The sequence below is a fragment of the Pseudomonas juntendi genome, assembly GCF_009932375.1.
GTDB lineage: Bacteria > Pseudomonadota > Gammaproteobacteria > Pseudomonadales > Pseudomonadaceae > Aquipseudomonas > Aquipseudomonas juntendi.
Window position 1 is genome coordinate 49,185 of record NZ_BLJG01000001.1, and the last position, 14,430, is coordinate 63,614.

Here is a 14,430-nt window from a genome sequence, read left to right on the forward strand (position 1 = left end):
TTTTCCCCGAATAAGGTTTTGCCATGAAGAAAGAAATTACTGACCCCATCACCACCGCAGGCGTAGAAGCCTTCCTCCCCGCCGGCAACCCCTCCCTCAATCTGCTCCGCGTCGAGCCCGGTATCCCGGTCGATGCCGCCTATGAGCATGTCTCCATCCTGATGGGCTACATCAAGCACTTGGTCCGTGAGGGCGATATGGAAGACGACCATAAATTCCTGGGTGCTGCCGATTACCTGTGCGACATGGCCAAGGCGCTGATGAACGATATCGAGATCGCCAAGAACAAGGCGCACTAGGGCCCCGCAAACGCTCTCTGTGCTAACCACAAGAAATGTTTATGCACAAGTGGCATTCGCAGCTTTAGCGAAAGCCATGCCGCATCGCAACACCGCCTGTCTTTGCGCAAATGCCTGTTTTTGCTGGGCTGCAGGTGCGCGGCGGAATAAGCCAAGCGTTTGAAATAGCGCTTGGCTCCAACAGGTAATCACAAGCTTGTTCACAGAGTTATCCACAGGTTGTGCTGCGGCTAACGGTCGCGTTCAGCAAGGATCAACAGGTTGCGTGGGGTCAGTGGATAGTCGCAGAAAAGCCCCAGCCGCACGTCGAAACCCTGCTCTTTCAGGAAGAGGGCGCGATCGAGCACCAGCCACAGCTCCAACGGCCGGCGGAACAGGTTACGCACCCGCTCCAGGTTGCGTACCTCGGCCAGGCGTTGCCAGCCTGCGGCTTCCAGCGCTGCCCAATCAGGGTTGCCGCTTAGCGGCAGGTTTTTGAGCTGCGCCAGGTCACGGCAGTAGTGCTCGAAGGGCTTCTCCAGCCAGGCCACAGGCAGGGAAGGTGTGGGCAGGTATTCGTCATGTTGCCGTTGCTGGCGTTGCAGCAAGTCGAAACCGAGGCGGCGGGCCATGGAGGCGTCGCGCTGGCGCCGCACGCGGGCGCCGGCTGTCACGGTTTCGCTCAGGGGCAGGCCAAGGTCGTCCAGCGACAGTTGCAGGCGGGAGGCTTGCGCGGCTGTGGATAACGCCTGGTACTGCTGCTGCGCGATCCGGTTGTAGCAGCACGGCGCCACGGCCAGTTGCCGACAACCTTGCTGGCTGGCCAGCTGCAACAGGCGTAAATGCAGGTCGCCACAGGCGTGCAGGGCAACCACGCTTTTTGCACCATCAAGGTGGCGGGCGCTGTCGCCGGCCATCACGTCCTGGTGTACGTGCATGGCTGGCAGGTGATGGTGCGCACTCAGGGCTTGGCCAGCGGCGACCAGCTCGGCATCGTATTCCAGGCAGGTCAGTTGCTGGCCGGGTTGCAGCAGGCGGCGGCCGAGGTGGCCTTTGCCCGAGCACCAGTCCAGCCAGTGGCGGGGCTGGTTGCGGAAGGCCAGGTGGCTGGCGAAGGCTTCGATCTGCTGCCACTTGCGGCCGGGGACCGCTACGTCCAAGCGGTGGGCGGCGGGGGGCAGGTCAGTTGCCGGGAGGTTGCCCAGGGCGGATAGCTGTTCGGCTTGCCGGGCCAGTTGCGGGAACGGGGCCGGCAACACATCGGCAGCGTCGGGGTGTTCTGCATCTGCCAAGGAGGACTTGCGCAAGTGGGCGGCGAGCTCGGGGTGGGTGGTTTCCCAGTCCAGTTGCAGGGTGGTGAAGGGGCGCGGTTTCCACAGCTGTTGGTGCTCGATCAGGAACTGGTCGAGGGCCTGGAAGCGGGTGCTTAGCTGGTCGCTGTGGAGGTAGTTGGCCATGGGTAGATGTGTGTAGGTTTTAAGGGCCTCTTCGCGGGCACGCCCGCTCCCACAAGTACAGCGCCAGCCTTGAATATGGCGCTATACCTTGTGGGAGCGGGCGTGCCCGCGAAGCAGTCGGTGAGCGATCAACGGCCCTGGCTGGCATCCACGCGCAGCCAGCGCTCCAGCAGCTTGAAGCCCTGCACCAGCAAGAACGAGATCGCCAGGTAGAACACCCCGGCCGCGAAGAAAATCTCCACTGGCAGGTAGGTGCGCGCGATGATGGTGCGGGCCATGCCGGTCAGTTCCAGCAGGGTCACGGTACTGGCCAGGGCACTGGCCTTGAGCATCAGGATCACTTCGTTGCTGTACGCCGGCAGGCCGATGCGCGCAGCGCGCGGCAGCATGATGTAGAACAGCGTTTTGCCCCGCGACATGCCCAGCGCCCGTGCCGCCTCGATCTCGCCCTTGGGTATCGATTGCAGGGCGCCACGCAGGATCTCGGCAATGTAGGCCGCCGTGTGCAGGGTCATGGTCAGCACCGTGCACCAGAACGGATCGCGCAGGTACGGCCACAGCGCGTTGGAGCGCACGGCATCGAACTGCGCCAGGCCGTAGTACACCAGGAACAGCTGTACCAGCAGCGGCGTGCCACGGAAGAAGAAGATATAGCTGAACGGCACGGCGCGCACATACCAGCGGCGCGAGGAACGGGCAATGCCCAGGGGGATGGCCAGGATCAACCCGGCAACCACCGCAATGGCCACCAGCTCCAAGGTCAGCACGGCGCCTTCAGCCAGGCGTGGCAGCCATTTGAAGATGACTTCCCAGTTCATTATTCGGCCCTCGCAAAGCCGCGAGCGGCGCGTTTTTCCAGGAAGTACATGCCGGTCATGGCGATGACCGTCAAGCTCAGGTAGATGCAGGCCGCGACCATGTAGAAGGTGAACGGTGCCTTGGTCACGGTCACGCCGATTTGCGCGTGGCGCATGATTTCTTCCAGGCCGATCACCGACACCAGGGCAGTGTCTTTCATCAGGATCATGAACAGGTTGCCCAGGCCGGGCAGGGCGATGCGCCACATCTGCGGCAGAATGATCCGCGACAGGATGCGGCCCTTGGACAGGCCCAGCGCCAGGCCGGCTTCACGGTGGCCCTTGGGGATCGCCAGGATCGCCCCGCGGAACACTTCGGTGGCGTAGGCGCCGAAGCACAGGCCCAGGGCAATCACCCCCGCAGCGAAGGCGCTGAGCTCAAGGCCCGGCATGTTCAGGGCTTCGCCGAGGGTGTTCATCAGCCCGACGGTGCCGAAATAGATAAGCAGTACCCACAGCAGCTCGGGCACGCCGCGCACCAGGGTCGAGTAGAAACCGCCAAGCCATTGCAGCGGCTTGATCGAAGAGGTCTTGGCCAGGGCGCCAAGCAGGCCCAAAACCAGGCCCAGCAGCAAGGCGCATAGCGCCAGTTTTACGGTCATCAGGGTGCCGGCCATCATGGCCGGACCGAATCCGTGCAGGTCGATATTCATGGGCAGGTCATTCTAGGGACTTGCGCGCCGCGGGGGCGCGCAGGTCAGGGCGGATCATTCGATGCTGAACGGGAAGTACTTGTCGTTGATCTTCTTGTACGTGCCGTCGGCCTTGATTTCTGCCAGGGCCTTGTTCAGGTTGTCGCGCAGCTGGGTGTCACCCTTGCGCACGGCAATGCCGATCTTGTCGCTGTCCATGACCGGCTCGCCCTTGAACTCGAAGTTGGAGCCGTCTTTGCTTTTCAGCCACTCGTACTGCACGTACTTGTCGGCCAGGATGCCGTCGATGCGGCCGGACACCAGGTCCAGGTAGGCGTTTTCCTGGGTGTCGTAGAGTTTGACGTCTACGCCCGGGTAGTTGTCTTCAAGGTAGGTGCCGGCCAGGGTGGCGCGCTGGGTGCCGATGACTTTGCCCTTGAGCGAGGCCTCGTCGGTCTTGAAGTCGACGTTCTTCGGTGCGATGAACTGCAGCTTGTTGGAGTAGTACGGGTCGGTGAAGTCGACAGCCTGCTTGCGCTCGTCGGTAATCGACAACGACGACACCAGGAAGTCGAACTTCTTGGCGTTGAGGGCCGGAATGATACCGTCCCAGTCGGAGGTCTCGACCGAGCACTCGACCTTCATCTTGGCGCACAGGGCGTCGCCGATGTCCTTGTCGAAGCCGACCACATTACCGCTGGCATCCTTGTTGTTGAACGGTGGGTAGGCGGCTTCGATACCCATGCGCAGTTTTTCTGCGGCCATGGCGTTCGCCGACATCACCAGCGTGGCAGCAGCTGCCAGGAGAAACTTCTTGTAGGTGTGCATGTATTGCTCCATTAGCGGTGGCTGGACATGAATTGCTTGCAACGCGCCGAGGTCGGGTTTTCGAAGACCTGTTGCGGCGATCCCTGTTCTTCTACCAGGCCCTGGTGCAGGAAGACGACTTCACTGGACACATGGCGGGCGAAGCTCATCTCGTGCGTCACCAGCAGCATGGTACGGCCTTCTTCGGCCAGTGCGCGGATAACGTTAAGCACTTCCTGGACCATTTCCGGATCGAGCGCCGAGGTTGGCTCGTCGAACAGGATGACCTTGGGCTTCATGGCCAGGGTACGGGCAATGGCGGCGCGCTGTTGCTGGCCACCGGAAAGCTGGGCGGGGTAGCTGTGGCGTTTGTCGTAGATGCCGACCTTGTTCAGCAGCGCTTCGGCGGCTTCTACAGCCTCTGCCTTGCTTTGGCCGAGTACACGGCGTGGCGCCTCGATGATGTTGTCGAGGATCGACATGTGCGGCCACAGGTTGAAGTTCTGGAAGACAAAGCCGATTTCGCTGCGCAGGCGGTTGATCTGGCGGTTGTCGGCGGCGATCAGGTCGCCGTTTTTGGCGGCCTTGAGCTTGAGGCTTTCGCCAGCGACCAGGATTTCGCCCTGGTGCGGGTTTTCGAGCAGGTTGATGCAGCGCAGCAGGGTGGACTTGCCGGAGCCTGACGACCCCAGGATGGAGATCACGTCACCGTCGCGAGCGGTCAGCGAAATACCCTTGAGAATTTCCTGCTCGCCGTAGCGTTTGTGCAGATTGCGGATTTCCAGCGCGGGCGTGGCCTGAGCCATGTGCGGTCCTCATGTGTACGGGTGCGTTCCCAGCTGTTGGCGGCCTTCCTGGCGTGCGCCAAGCTAGCATAGCGGCATTATGACGGCCAACAGGGTCGCCGGGGACTGTGGGCGCTGGTGGGGCAGTTTGTCGCATCGCTACAGCGTAACGTCGCGCAGATGTCTGCGAAGGTGTCGCCCAGCACCAGTGCCTTGATGAAAAAAGGCGCGATGGTGCCAGCTTTGGGCAGCTCATGGAAGCGGTTTTAGACCATTCGCCGGTAAACCCGACGTTCCAGGTTGCGCGCTCCTCGCAGTCACGGGTTTGACCGCGAAGACCCATCCGGCATTCCTGGTTGTACCTGTGGGTTGCACTTTTTTGCATTGCAGCGGTGCACGGGTGTTACCGAGGGGCACCTTTGGTGCGTTTGTAAGTGGGTATTTCAGTAATCTGCCTTGTTAACGGCCTTTTGGTCACTTACTGGCCGAATGCCCTCCAAACCACGCCGTGCAAGGCCCTGCGAGCATTCTGACGAATGCAGTGCGCACCTGGCGCGCTTATTGCCAGCAGGAAACCGCCGATTGCAGCGACGCCTAGTCCAACCCCAGGCGCGCTCCGTAACCGCAGTCGCAGTGGTCCACTCCTTACAAAGGTAGTTTCAATGAGCGGTAACAATTCCAATGACCTCGCTCAGGGGCTCAAACAACGGCATGTGACCATGCTGTCCATCGCTGGCGTCATCGGTGCCGGCCTGTTCGTAGGCTCTGGCCACGCCATCGCGGCCGCCGGCCCGGCCGTGCTGCTGGCCTATGCCGCCGCCGGTACGCTGGTGGTGCTGGTAATGCGCATGCTGGGTGAAATGGCGGTCGCCTCGCCTGACACCGGTTCGTTCTCTACTTATGCCGACCGTGCCATCGGGCGCTGGGCCGGCTTCACCATTGGCTGGCTGTACTGGTGGTTCTGGGTGCTGGTGATCCCGCTTGAGGCCAACGCCGCTGCGGCCATTCTGCATGCCTGGTTCCCTGCCGTAGACCTGTGGGCGTTCTCCCTGGTCATCACCCTGGCGCTGACCCTGACCAACCTGTGCAGCGTAAAGAACTATGGTGAGTTCGAGTTCTGGTTCGCCCTGTTGAAAGTGCTGGCCATCATCGGCTTCATTGCTGTGGGTTGCGCGGCCATGTTCGGCTTTGTGCCCAATAGCCAGGTCAGCGGTGCCAGCCACCTGTTCGATACCCAAGGCTTCATGCCGAACGGCCTGGGTGCGGTGCTGGCGGCCATGCTCACCACCATGTTCTCGTTCATGGGTACGGAAATCGTCACTATCGCCGCTGCCGAATCGAAAGACCCGGGCAAGCAGATCAGCCGCGCGACCAATTCGGTGATCTGGCGTATCTGCCTGTTCTACCTGGTTTCGATCTTCCTGGTGGTGGCTCTGGTGCCGTGGAACGACCCGGCGCTGGCCGAAACCGGTTCCTACCAGACCGTGCTCAGCCGCATCGGCGTGCCGAATGCCAAGTTGATCGTCGACATCGTGGTGCTGGTTGCGGTGACCAGTTGCCTGAACTCGGCGCTGTACACCTCTTCGCGCATGCTGTTCTCGTTGAGCAAGCGCGGTGATGCCCCGGCTGTTGCCCAGCGCACCACCAAGGCCGCTACCCCGCATGTGGCGGTATTGCTGTCCACGGCTGCGGCGTTCCTGTGCGTGTTCGCCAACTTCGTGGCCCCGGCCCAGGTGTTCGAGTTCCTGCTGGCAAGTTCGGGTGCGATTGCGCTGCTGGTGTACTTGGTGATTGCCGTGTCGCAACTGCGCATGCGCGCACAGCGTGAGGCCCGTGGTGAGAAGATCACCTTCAAGATGTGGCTGTTCCCGGGCCTGACCTGGGCGACCATTGCCTTCATCGTGGCGATTCTGGTGGTGATGGCCCTGCGCGAGGACCACCGTGCCGAGATTATCGCAACGGCGCTGCTGAGCATTGGTGTGGTGGCGGCTGGCTTGCTGGTGCACCGCAAGCGTGAAGCTGCCGGGCGGGTGGCGCTGGATAACTAATCCACGCTGGCTGCACTGAAAAGGCCGCGTCCTGAGAGGGGCGCGGCCTTTTTTGTTGCCTGTGCCGGCCCTTTTGCGGGCATGCCCGCTCCCACAGGGGCGGCGTTGCCCTCGGGCTTGTGCTTGACCTGTGGGAGCGGGCGAGCCCGCGAAGAGGCCGGTACAGGCGACATGGCCCTGTCAACCAAACTGTTTTTGCTGCTGCTTGGCCACCGGCTCGGAAGCGGCCTTTCGCGGGCATGCCCGCGAAGAGGCCGGTACAGGCTACATGACCCTATCAACCAAACTGTTTTTGCTGCTGCTTGGCCACCAGCTCGGAGGCCGCTACATAGGCCGCCTGGAACTCATCGCTCTCCAGCCAGGCCATGGTCGCCTCTTCATCGGCGCCGTCGAGCCACGCGCGGTAGGCGGTGAACACCAGCACGATATAGTCGGTGGCGTGTTCTTCCTTGTGCCCCTTGAGAACCAGCGCCAGAAGCGGGTCTACCAGGAATACCGAAATCATCGGCACCAGGCCGCCGCTCTCCTGTGCTTCCTTCATTTTGGTGAACATGGCGTCGTAGCTGCCCGACTCCATCGCCTTGTTGTACACCTGCTCGACGCTGGCGCTGTCACCGGCACTGGCCTTGACCGCCTGCCCGCTGCGTACCATGCGGTTCTGCTTGGCCTTGCTGGCGGCACGCTTGGCGCGTTTTTGTTGCTTGGTAGGGGTGGCCATGAGGGCTTGAATCCTTGGGTGTGTTCGGTAGGTGCGCGTATTGAAGCGCAGTTGCCCAGGAAACCCAAGTGCAGCTGCTGGAGGGGGCAGGGCAGGACCCACTGCACAAACAGTTTGAAACAGCTACACATTGTCTGTAGTGTGAACTGTGGTTTACATTTCCTTCATGCATACATTAATCCAGACCGAAACCTACTGAAGGTGGTTCGTAGCACTGCGGGATCCGCGGGCGAAAGCTCGCATAAACGCCCGGTTGCGGCGGTTGGAGCTCGGAGTGAAGGGTGACTGTAAGCCAGTTGCTGAGGGGGTGTCCGAGCTTCGGGTCGATTATGGTCCGGGCTATCGGGTGTATTTCGTTCAGCGAGGTTATGAAGTGATCATCCTTCTGGCAGGTGGCGACAAATCTAGCCAAGCCAGGGATATCAAATCTGCGCTCAAGCTGGCTCGTGACCTCTAGGAGACCATCATGACAAACATCAAACTGACCAAATGGGACGCTGTGGACCATTTGAAAACTGAAGAGGACATGGCCTTGTACCTTGAGGCCTGTCTGGAGGAAAACGACCCTGCACTGCTCGCTGCTGCCTTGGGTGATATCGCTCGCGCTCGTGGTATGGCTCAGTTGGCACGTGATACTGGGCTCACGCGGGAAGGGTTGTACAAGGCCTTGTCTGCTGAAGGTAATCCGAGCCTGGCGACCATCATGAAGGTAATGGCGGCGCTTGGCGTTCGGCTCCATGCCGAAGTGCTGCCACGCTCAGTGGGGTAAAGCTTATGGGGCCTTGACGGCGAAATGCTTTAGCTGCCAAAGCTTGAGCAAAAACCGCAGACAACAAAAAACCCGCACTTGGCGGGTTTCTTGTTGTCGCTTCGGGTAACTTTGCAACCACCAGAAGCTTGAAGGTGGTGCCCAGAGACGGAGTCGAACCGCCGACACGAGGATTTTCAATCCTCTGCTCTACCGACTGAGCTATCTGGGCGACGAGGTGAATTAAATAGATTTTCTCCCGGGCCGTCAACGACTTTTTCAAAAAATTTTAAATTAATTCCGTCGCTTACGGTTCGTGGGGTCATTCCGAGGGTGGCACGTAGCCTTCCGCCTGGGCGTATTCCTCACCGGCGAAAAACTTGTCCATTTCAGCCTGGAGGAATTTGCGGTCCTCGGCGTTCATCATGTTCAGGCGCTTCTCGTTGATCAGCATGGTCTGGTGTTTCTGCCAGTCGGCCCAGGCTTTCTGCGAGATGTGTTCGAAGATGTCCTGGCCCTTGGCGCCGGGGTAGGGCGGGCGTTCCAGGCCTGGCAGTTCTTCTTGGTATTTGCGGCACATCACGGTGCGGGTCATCAGGCATCTCCTGCAATCAGTTCGTCGGCCGCGCGCTTAAGCAGTTTTTTCACCGGGGCGGCAAGGCCCAGGCGCGGCGGGGTGGCGAGGTTATACCAGAGCCAGTCAGCCTCGGCCACGTGCTCGCCAAGCGGCGCGACACGCACCAGCCAGGGCTCGATCGCCAGCTGGAAGTGGCTGAAGGTGTGGGTCAGGCCATCCATGGCCTGGCTGCCGGCCAGGCGCAAACCGTGCTGGTAGGCCAGGTCGTCGAGTTGGGCGATGTCGTCCAGCTCTGGCAGGCTCCACAAGCCACCCCACAGGCCGCTGGACGGGCGCCGATAAAGCAGAATGGCGCCCTCGTGGTTGGCCAGCAGTGGCATCAGCGTGCGGCGCTGTGGCAGCGCCTTGCGCGGTTTGGGTTCGGGGTAGCGGGTTTCTTCACCGTGCAGGTGGGCTTCGCAGCCACGTTGCAGCGGGCAGATCAGGCAACTGGGCTTGCTGCGCGTGCACAGCGTGGCACCCATGTCCATCATGGCCTGGGTGTAGTGGTTGGCGCGCTGCTGCGGGGTAAAACGCTCGGCCGTGGCCCACAGCTGGTTTGCCACCTTCGGTTCGCCCGGGTAGCCGCCCTGGGCGGTGAAGCGGGCCAGCACGCGCTTGACGTTGCCGTCGAGGATCGGCGCGCGAATGCCCATGCTGATGCTGGCGATGGCACCGGCCGTGGAGCGGCCGATACCGGGCAGCTCGGTGAGCTGCTCGACACTGCGCGGGAACTCGCCACCATGTTGCGCCACGACGATCTTCGCGGCTTTTTGCAGGTTGCGGGCGCGGGTGTAGTAACCCAGCCCGGTCCACAGGTGCAGCACTTCGTCTTCGGGCGCTTCGGCCAGCGCCTGCACGGTCGGCAGCGCCTGCATGAAACGGTCGAAGTAGTTCAGTACGGTGCTGACCTGGGTTTGCTGCAACATGATTTCCGACACCCACACCCGGTACGGGGTTATGCCCTGTTGCCAGGGCAGGTCGTGGCGGCCGTGTTCGTCGTACCAGTCCAGCACAGCGCTGGAGAACTGCTCTGGGGTCATCGCTTGAACAGCCCCTTGAGCGCGTCTTTCAATTCCGGGCTCACTTTGTCTCCGAGTTTTTCATCGAGCTTTTCGTCGATCTTGTCTTTGAGGCGGTCACCGGCCAGCTTGGCTGCGACCTTGCCCAGGCCGTTCTGGTCCAGGCGGCAGGCCTTGGCGCCCAGCTCCAGCGGGCCGCGGCAATGCAGCGGTACTTCAACCCCCACATAGCGCTCGTTGACCTGGCAGGCAGGGTCCGGCATGGCACGCTGGTCGCCTTCGACGATCACGCCGATGTTGTAGTCCATACCCAGTACACGCAGGTCGAGGTCGCCATGGCCGTTCACGGTCAGGCCCGGGATGCGTGCCTTGAGGTCCGGGTTGCTGGCAACGCCATTGCGCACCACCAGGCTGCCACGCAGTTCCTGGAACGGGGTGTCCTTGCCGCGTGGCTCGCCGGTGAGGGTTTTGCGGTTGAGGGTGGCGATGGCCTGGCACAGTTGCTGCTCAAGGTTGGCATTGACCAGCACACCGTCGTTGATGGTGAAGTTTGCACTGCCATTGAGCGTGTCTACCAGTGCCTTCTGGCTGTTGCCGGTGGCGGTCAGATCACTGGTCAGGGTCAGCAGGCCCTTGACCGGTGGTGCCTGCTCCTTGCCGTCGGCCTTGATGAAGTGCTCCACCGGCACCCGTTGGATGCGGGTGCTGACCCCCAGCTGTGGCACGGCAGGGCGCACATCGACCGTACCCTTGGCGTCGAAGGTGCCGTTGTACAGGCCACCGCGCAGGGTTTGCAGGGTCAGCAGGCCGCCCTGGCCGCTGGCCTTGAGCTGGGCGTCGACGATCGGCAGTTTGTCCAGGGTCAGCGAGCCAAAGGCCAGCTCGGCCTGCAGGTCCAGGGTACGCAGGCGGTCGACCGGCAGCAGCTTGTCATCGCTCCAGGCCACCTGGGTCGGTGCGTTGGGCAGCGGTGTGGTGCCGGCACCGGCAACCGCGCTGGCTTCCTGTTGCTTGACCTCGGCCTGGCGCGCAGCCGTGGCGCCTTTGGCTTGTTCGCTCTTGGCCGGCAGGTAGCGGTCGGCGTCGAAGCTGTCGCCTTTAAGCTGCAGGCGCAGGGCTTGCCTGGCGAAGTCTTCGATGGCTACGCGCCCGCTGAACGTGCTGTCGTCCAGCTTCACTGCCAGGTCATCCAGGCTCAGGCTGCTGGGTGTGCCTTGCAGGCGGGTCACCAGCTCCAGCTTGCCGAAGGCTGCCGGGTCGTTGGTTGCCGGCAGCGGGTGGCCGATGCCGTCCAGGAAGGTGCGCAGGTCGAACTGGGCAATGGACAGGCCGCCGCTCAACTGGGGGGTCTTGTCCAGGTCGCGCAGGTTCAGTTCACCCAGGGCGCGCAGTTGGTTGGCCGAGACTTTCAGGCCGTTCCAGGAGGCGACGTTGGCGGCCATGTCGACCAGCAACTGGCCCTGGGCAACGAAGGCCACCGTTTTGCCGCCGGTCGGTTCACCCGAAGTTTCGCCCGACAGGCGCATGTCCTCGAAGTTGTAGCGCTTGAGCTTGCGGTCGAAACGCAGTTCGCCGGCCAGCTCGGTGCGGGCTTTGATATTCGGCTGGTTGGCACTGACAAAAGCACTGGCCTTGAGTGGGATGTTCGCGCCTTCATGCACGGGGCCGGTGCTCAGCTGGATGCTTTCAGCGCTGTAGCTCTGGCCGGTCTTGGCGTCGGTGTACTGCACCCGGGCGTTGTTGACGGTCAGGCTGTCGATGTCCAGCTTGACAGGGCGTTCGTTGCCGTCGGCGGCCGCGGGTTTCTGCTCGGAGGGGGCCTGGGCCGGTGCGTCGGTGGTAGTGCCAGGCTGCGCAGGCAGCGGTTTGCCAATGTCTTCCCAGTTGCCATGGCCTTGTTCGTCACGGGCCAGGGTCAGGTTCAGGCCCTCGACGCGCACGTCGCTCATTTGCACCTCGCGGCGCAGCAGCGGCAGTACCCGTACCGACAAGCCGAGCATCTGCAGGTCGGCGAACGGCTCGTTGGGTTTGGCCAAGGTGGCGATGCTGGCCTCGTGCAGCTCCAGGCCCAGCCATGGGAACAGGCTCCAGCCGATATCACCGTTGAGGGTCAGTTCGACATGTGCCTTGTCGCGTGCCAGTTGGCGAATCTCGTCTTTATAGTCGTTGGGATCGAATAGGTGGGTCAGGGCGAAGCCCAGCGCCACGATGATCAGCAGCAACCCGAGAAGCCCCAGTCCCAGGATTTTGCCGAACGCTTTCATGGGCGAATCCTTGTAGTCCGATTTTGAAATTCAAGCGGCTGAGTATAGCGCCGCCATGCATATCCCTGCGTATTCGACCAGAGATGCAGGATATTTCCTACGCTTTTAGTCGGTAGTACGTCTTTAAAAGGGGGACATGATCGATTCAGCCAAGCAAAAAAAACACGATATCAGATTGCTTTCACGCGACTCGATCCTGCTAACCTTGCGCCGCTTTGCCTGCCCTCACCCTATAAGAAAAGGATCACGTTCATGACCAGTACCGTCACGACGGGCGCCCCGGCGAGTACGCCAGGCTTCCTGTCGAAGGAGCGCATCATCGCCCGCCCGGGCTTCAACCGTTGGCTGGTTCCGCCAGCTGCCCTGGCCATTCACCTGTGTATCGGCATGGCCTATGGCTTCTCAGTGTTCTGGCTGCCACTGTCGCAAGCCCTGGGTATCACCGCCCCAGTGGCGTGCGCGGCCGACATGGGCTTCGTGGCCCGCCTGTTCAGCGCCGAATGCGACTGGCCGATTTCCATGCTGAGCTGGATCTACACCCTGTTCTTCGTCTTCCTGGGCTGCTCGGCGGCCGTGCTGGGTGGCTGGCTGGAGCACGCCGGCCCACGCAAGGCTGGCCTGGTATCGGCGCTGTGCTGGTGTGGCGGCATGCTGATTTCGGCCATTGGGGTCAAAACCCACCAACTGTGGCTGATGTGGCTGGGTTCCGGGGTGATCGGCGGTATCGGCCTGGGGCTGGGGTATATCTCGCCGGTATCGACCCTGATCAAATGGTTCCCGGACAAGCGCGGCATGGCCACCGGCATGGCCATCATGGGCTTTGGCGGCGGCGCCATGGTCGGTGCGCCACTGGCCACCGCACTGATGGGCCACTTTGGCAACGCGCAGGAAGTGGGGGTGTGGCAGAGCTTCGTTGCCATGGCGGCGATCTACTTCGTGTTCATGACTGCCGGCGCCCTGGCCTACCGCGTGCCGCCCACCGGCTGGAAGCCTGAAGGCTGGACTGCGCCGCTGAAAAAAGCCGGCAACACCATGGTCACCGACCGCCATGTGCACGTCAGCGTGGCGTGGAAAACCCCGCAATTTGCGCTGATCTGGCTGGTGCTGTGCCTGAACGTGTCTGCCGGCATCGGTATCATCGGCATGGCTTCGCCGCTGCTGCAGGAAGTGTTCGCTGGCAAGCTGCTGGGCAACGAGCTCACCTTCAGCGAGCTGAACGCCGCGCAACTGGCGCAGATCGCCGCGATCGCCGCCGGCTTCACCGGCCTGCTGAGCCTGTTCAACATCGGTGGCCGGTTCTTCTGGGCATCGTTCTCCGACTACATCGGGCGCAAGAACACCTACTTCGCTTTCTTCGCCCTGGGCGTGGGCTTGTACAGCCTGGTGCCGAACATGGGCCACCTGGGCAATGTGGCGCTGTTCGTGGCGGCGTTCTGCATCATCCTGTCGATGTATGGCGGTGGCTTCGCCACGGTGCCGGCGTACCTGGCCGACTTGTTCGGTACGCAGATGGTCGGTGCCATTCATGGGCGCCTGCTGACCGCCTGGGCGGCTGCAGGTGTGCTGGGGCCAGTGCTGATCACCTACCTGCGCGAGTCGCAGCTGGCAGCCGGGGTAGAACGCGCGGCAGCCTATGACATGACGCTGTATATCCTTGCCGGGCTGCTGGTGCTGGGCTTTATCTGCAACATGCTGGTGCGGCCGGTTGCCGACAAGCACTTCATGAGCGATGCCGAGCTGGCGGCCGAGCGGGCGTTGAGCCATGACAAGGGCGCCGATGGCGCGCGTTCGCTGGAGTGGAAAGCCGCGCCGGGTAGCCTGCCGCTGGTGCTGCTGGCCTGGGCAGTGGTGGTTGTGCCGTTGGCCTGGGGGGTGTGGATTACCCTGCAGAAGACGGCGGTACTGTTCCATTGATGAGTGATACAGCCGGCTGAATTTGCCGGCTGTACCGGCCCTATCGCCGGCAAGCCAGCTCCCACGGGGATCGCATCAGGGCTGACAGGTGTTTGCCACAAGGTATGCAGCGCCTGTTAGAGCGAGCGCCGCCCGCGCGGCGCTCGATCTCACAGGCGCTGAAGATGCTGCGGCTACCCTTGCCAGGAACCATAGAATCTCCCACAGGGATCGCATCAGGGCTGACAGGTGTTTGCCACAAGGTATGCAGCGCCTGTTAGAGCGAGCGCCGCGCGCCCAGCTGC

13 protein-coding genes, 1 tRNA gene and 1 pseudogene are annotated in these 14,430 nt (G+C 62.1%); 5 read left to right on the plus strand and 10 right to left on the minus strand.

What is annotated here, in order from left to right; translation table 11 throughout:
• Positions 1 to 23 precede the first annotated feature (23 nt).
• Complete coding sequence (locus tag GYA94_RS00270) at positions 24 to 299, plus strand: DUF3077 domain-containing protein (RefSeq protein WP_161891595.1); 276 nt, start codon at positions 24 to 26, stop codon at positions 297 to 299.
• Between the two features lie 230 nt (positions 300 to 529).
• Here the strand turns inward: GYA94_RS00270 and GYA94_RS00275 are convergent, their stop codons facing one another.
• The 5 genes from GYA94_RS00275 to GYA94_RS00295 form a co-directional block, all read right to left on the minus strand.
• The gene (locus GYA94_RS00275; RefSeq protein ID WP_110678167.1) at positions 530 to 1,735 is read right to left on the minus strand and encodes a methyltransferase; all 1,206 of its coding nucleotides are present in this window, start codon (positions 1,733 to 1,735) and stop codon (positions 530 to 532) included.
• A 128-nt stretch (positions 1,736 to 1,863) separates the two neighbouring features.
• The gene (locus GYA94_RS00280) at positions 1,864 to 2,553 is read right to left on the minus strand and encodes an ABC transporter permease (protein ID WP_161891596.1); all 690 of its coding nucleotides are present in this window, start codon (positions 2,551 to 2,553) and stop codon (positions 1,864 to 1,866) included.
• Positions 2,553 to 3,245 carry an ABC transporter permease gene (locus GYA94_RS00285; RefSeq protein WP_009682870.1) on the minus strand — a complete coding sequence of 231 codons (693 nt, stop codon included), beginning with the start codon at positions 3,243 to 3,245 and terminating at the stop codon, positions 2,553 to 2,555. The genes GYA94_RS00280 and GYA94_RS00285 overlap by 1 nt, the downstream gene beginning before the upstream one ends.
• Positions 3,246 to 3,299: 54 nt before the next feature.
• On the minus strand, positions 3,300 to 4,052 hold the full coding sequence (locus GYA94_RS00290) for an ABC transporter substrate-binding protein (protein WP_110678165.1): 753 nt from the start codon (positions 4,050 to 4,052) through the stop codon (positions 3,300 to 3,302).
• A gap of 11 nt (positions 4,053 to 4,063) precedes the next feature.
• Entirely contained in the window at positions 4,064 to 4,837 is a 774-nt protein-coding gene (locus tag GYA94_RS00295; protein WP_009682872.1) for an ABC transporter ATP-binding protein, read from the minus strand.
• 641 nt (positions 4,838 to 5,478) lie between these two features.
• On the opposite strand from GYA94_RS00295, the gene gabP reads away from it, so the two are divergent.
• Entirely contained in the window at positions 5,479 to 6,864 is a 1,386-nt protein-coding gene (gabP, locus tag GYA94_RS00300; RefSeq protein WP_029887657.1) for a GABA permease, read from the plus strand.
• Positions 6,865 to 7,141: 277 nt separating this feature from the next.
• On the opposite strand, the gene GYA94_RS00305 is transcribed toward gabP, so the two are convergent.
• Positions 7,142 to 7,582: a hypothetical protein gene (locus GYA94_RS00305; RefSeq protein ID WP_009682874.1), complete on the minus strand. Its 441-nt coding sequence runs from the start codon at positions 7,580 to 7,582 to the stop codon at positions 7,142 to 7,144.
• 202 nt (positions 7,583 to 7,784) lie between these two features.
• Between GYA94_RS00305 and GYA94_RS00310 the strand changes: the two are divergent.
• Positions 7,785 to 8,039, plus strand: a pseudogene (locus tag GYA94_RS00310) (type II toxin-antitoxin system RelE/ParE family toxin); the annotation flags it as partial.
• Between the two features lie 9 nt (positions 8,040 to 8,048).
• Positions 8,049 to 8,351, plus strand: coding sequence for an addiction module antidote protein (locus GYA94_RS00315; RefSeq protein WP_029887656.1), 303 nt, complete (start codon positions 8,049 to 8,051; stop codon positions 8,349 to 8,351).
• A 135-nt stretch (positions 8,352 to 8,486) separates the two neighbouring features.
• On the opposite strand, the gene GYA94_RS00320 is transcribed toward GYA94_RS00315, so the two are convergent.
• From GYA94_RS00320 to GYA94_RS00335, 4 genes are all read right to left on the minus strand, one after another.
• A tRNA-Phe gene (locus GYA94_RS00320) sits at positions 8,487 to 8,562 on the minus strand.
• Positions 8,563 to 8,652: 90 nt separating this feature from the next.
• Positions 8,653 to 8,925, minus strand: coding sequence for an oxidative damage protection protein (locus GYA94_RS00325; protein ID WP_009682876.1), 273 nt, complete (start codon positions 8,923 to 8,925; stop codon positions 8,653 to 8,655).
• Positions 8,925 to 9,989 carry an A/G-specific adenine glycosylase gene (gene mutY / locus GYA94_RS00330; RefSeq protein ID WP_009682877.1) on the minus strand — a complete coding sequence of 355 codons (1,065 nt, stop codon included), beginning with the start codon at positions 9,987 to 9,989 and terminating at the stop codon, positions 8,925 to 8,927. The genes GYA94_RS00325 and mutY overlap by 1 nt, the downstream gene beginning before the upstream one ends.
• Complete coding sequence (locus tag GYA94_RS00335) at positions 9,986 to 12,232, minus strand: AsmA family protein (RefSeq protein ID WP_161891597.1); 2,247 nt, start codon at positions 12,230 to 12,232, stop codon at positions 9,986 to 9,988. The genes mutY and GYA94_RS00335 overlap by 4 nt, the downstream gene beginning before the upstream one ends.
• Positions 12,233 to 12,484: 252 nt before the next feature.
• Between GYA94_RS00335 and GYA94_RS00340 the strand changes: the two genes are divergently transcribed.
• Positions 12,485 to 14,146, plus strand: coding sequence for an OFA family MFS transporter (locus tag GYA94_RS00340; RefSeq protein WP_047150101.1), 1,662 nt, complete (start codon positions 12,485 to 12,487; stop codon positions 14,144 to 14,146).
• Positions 14,147 to 14,430: the final 284 nt, after the last annotated feature.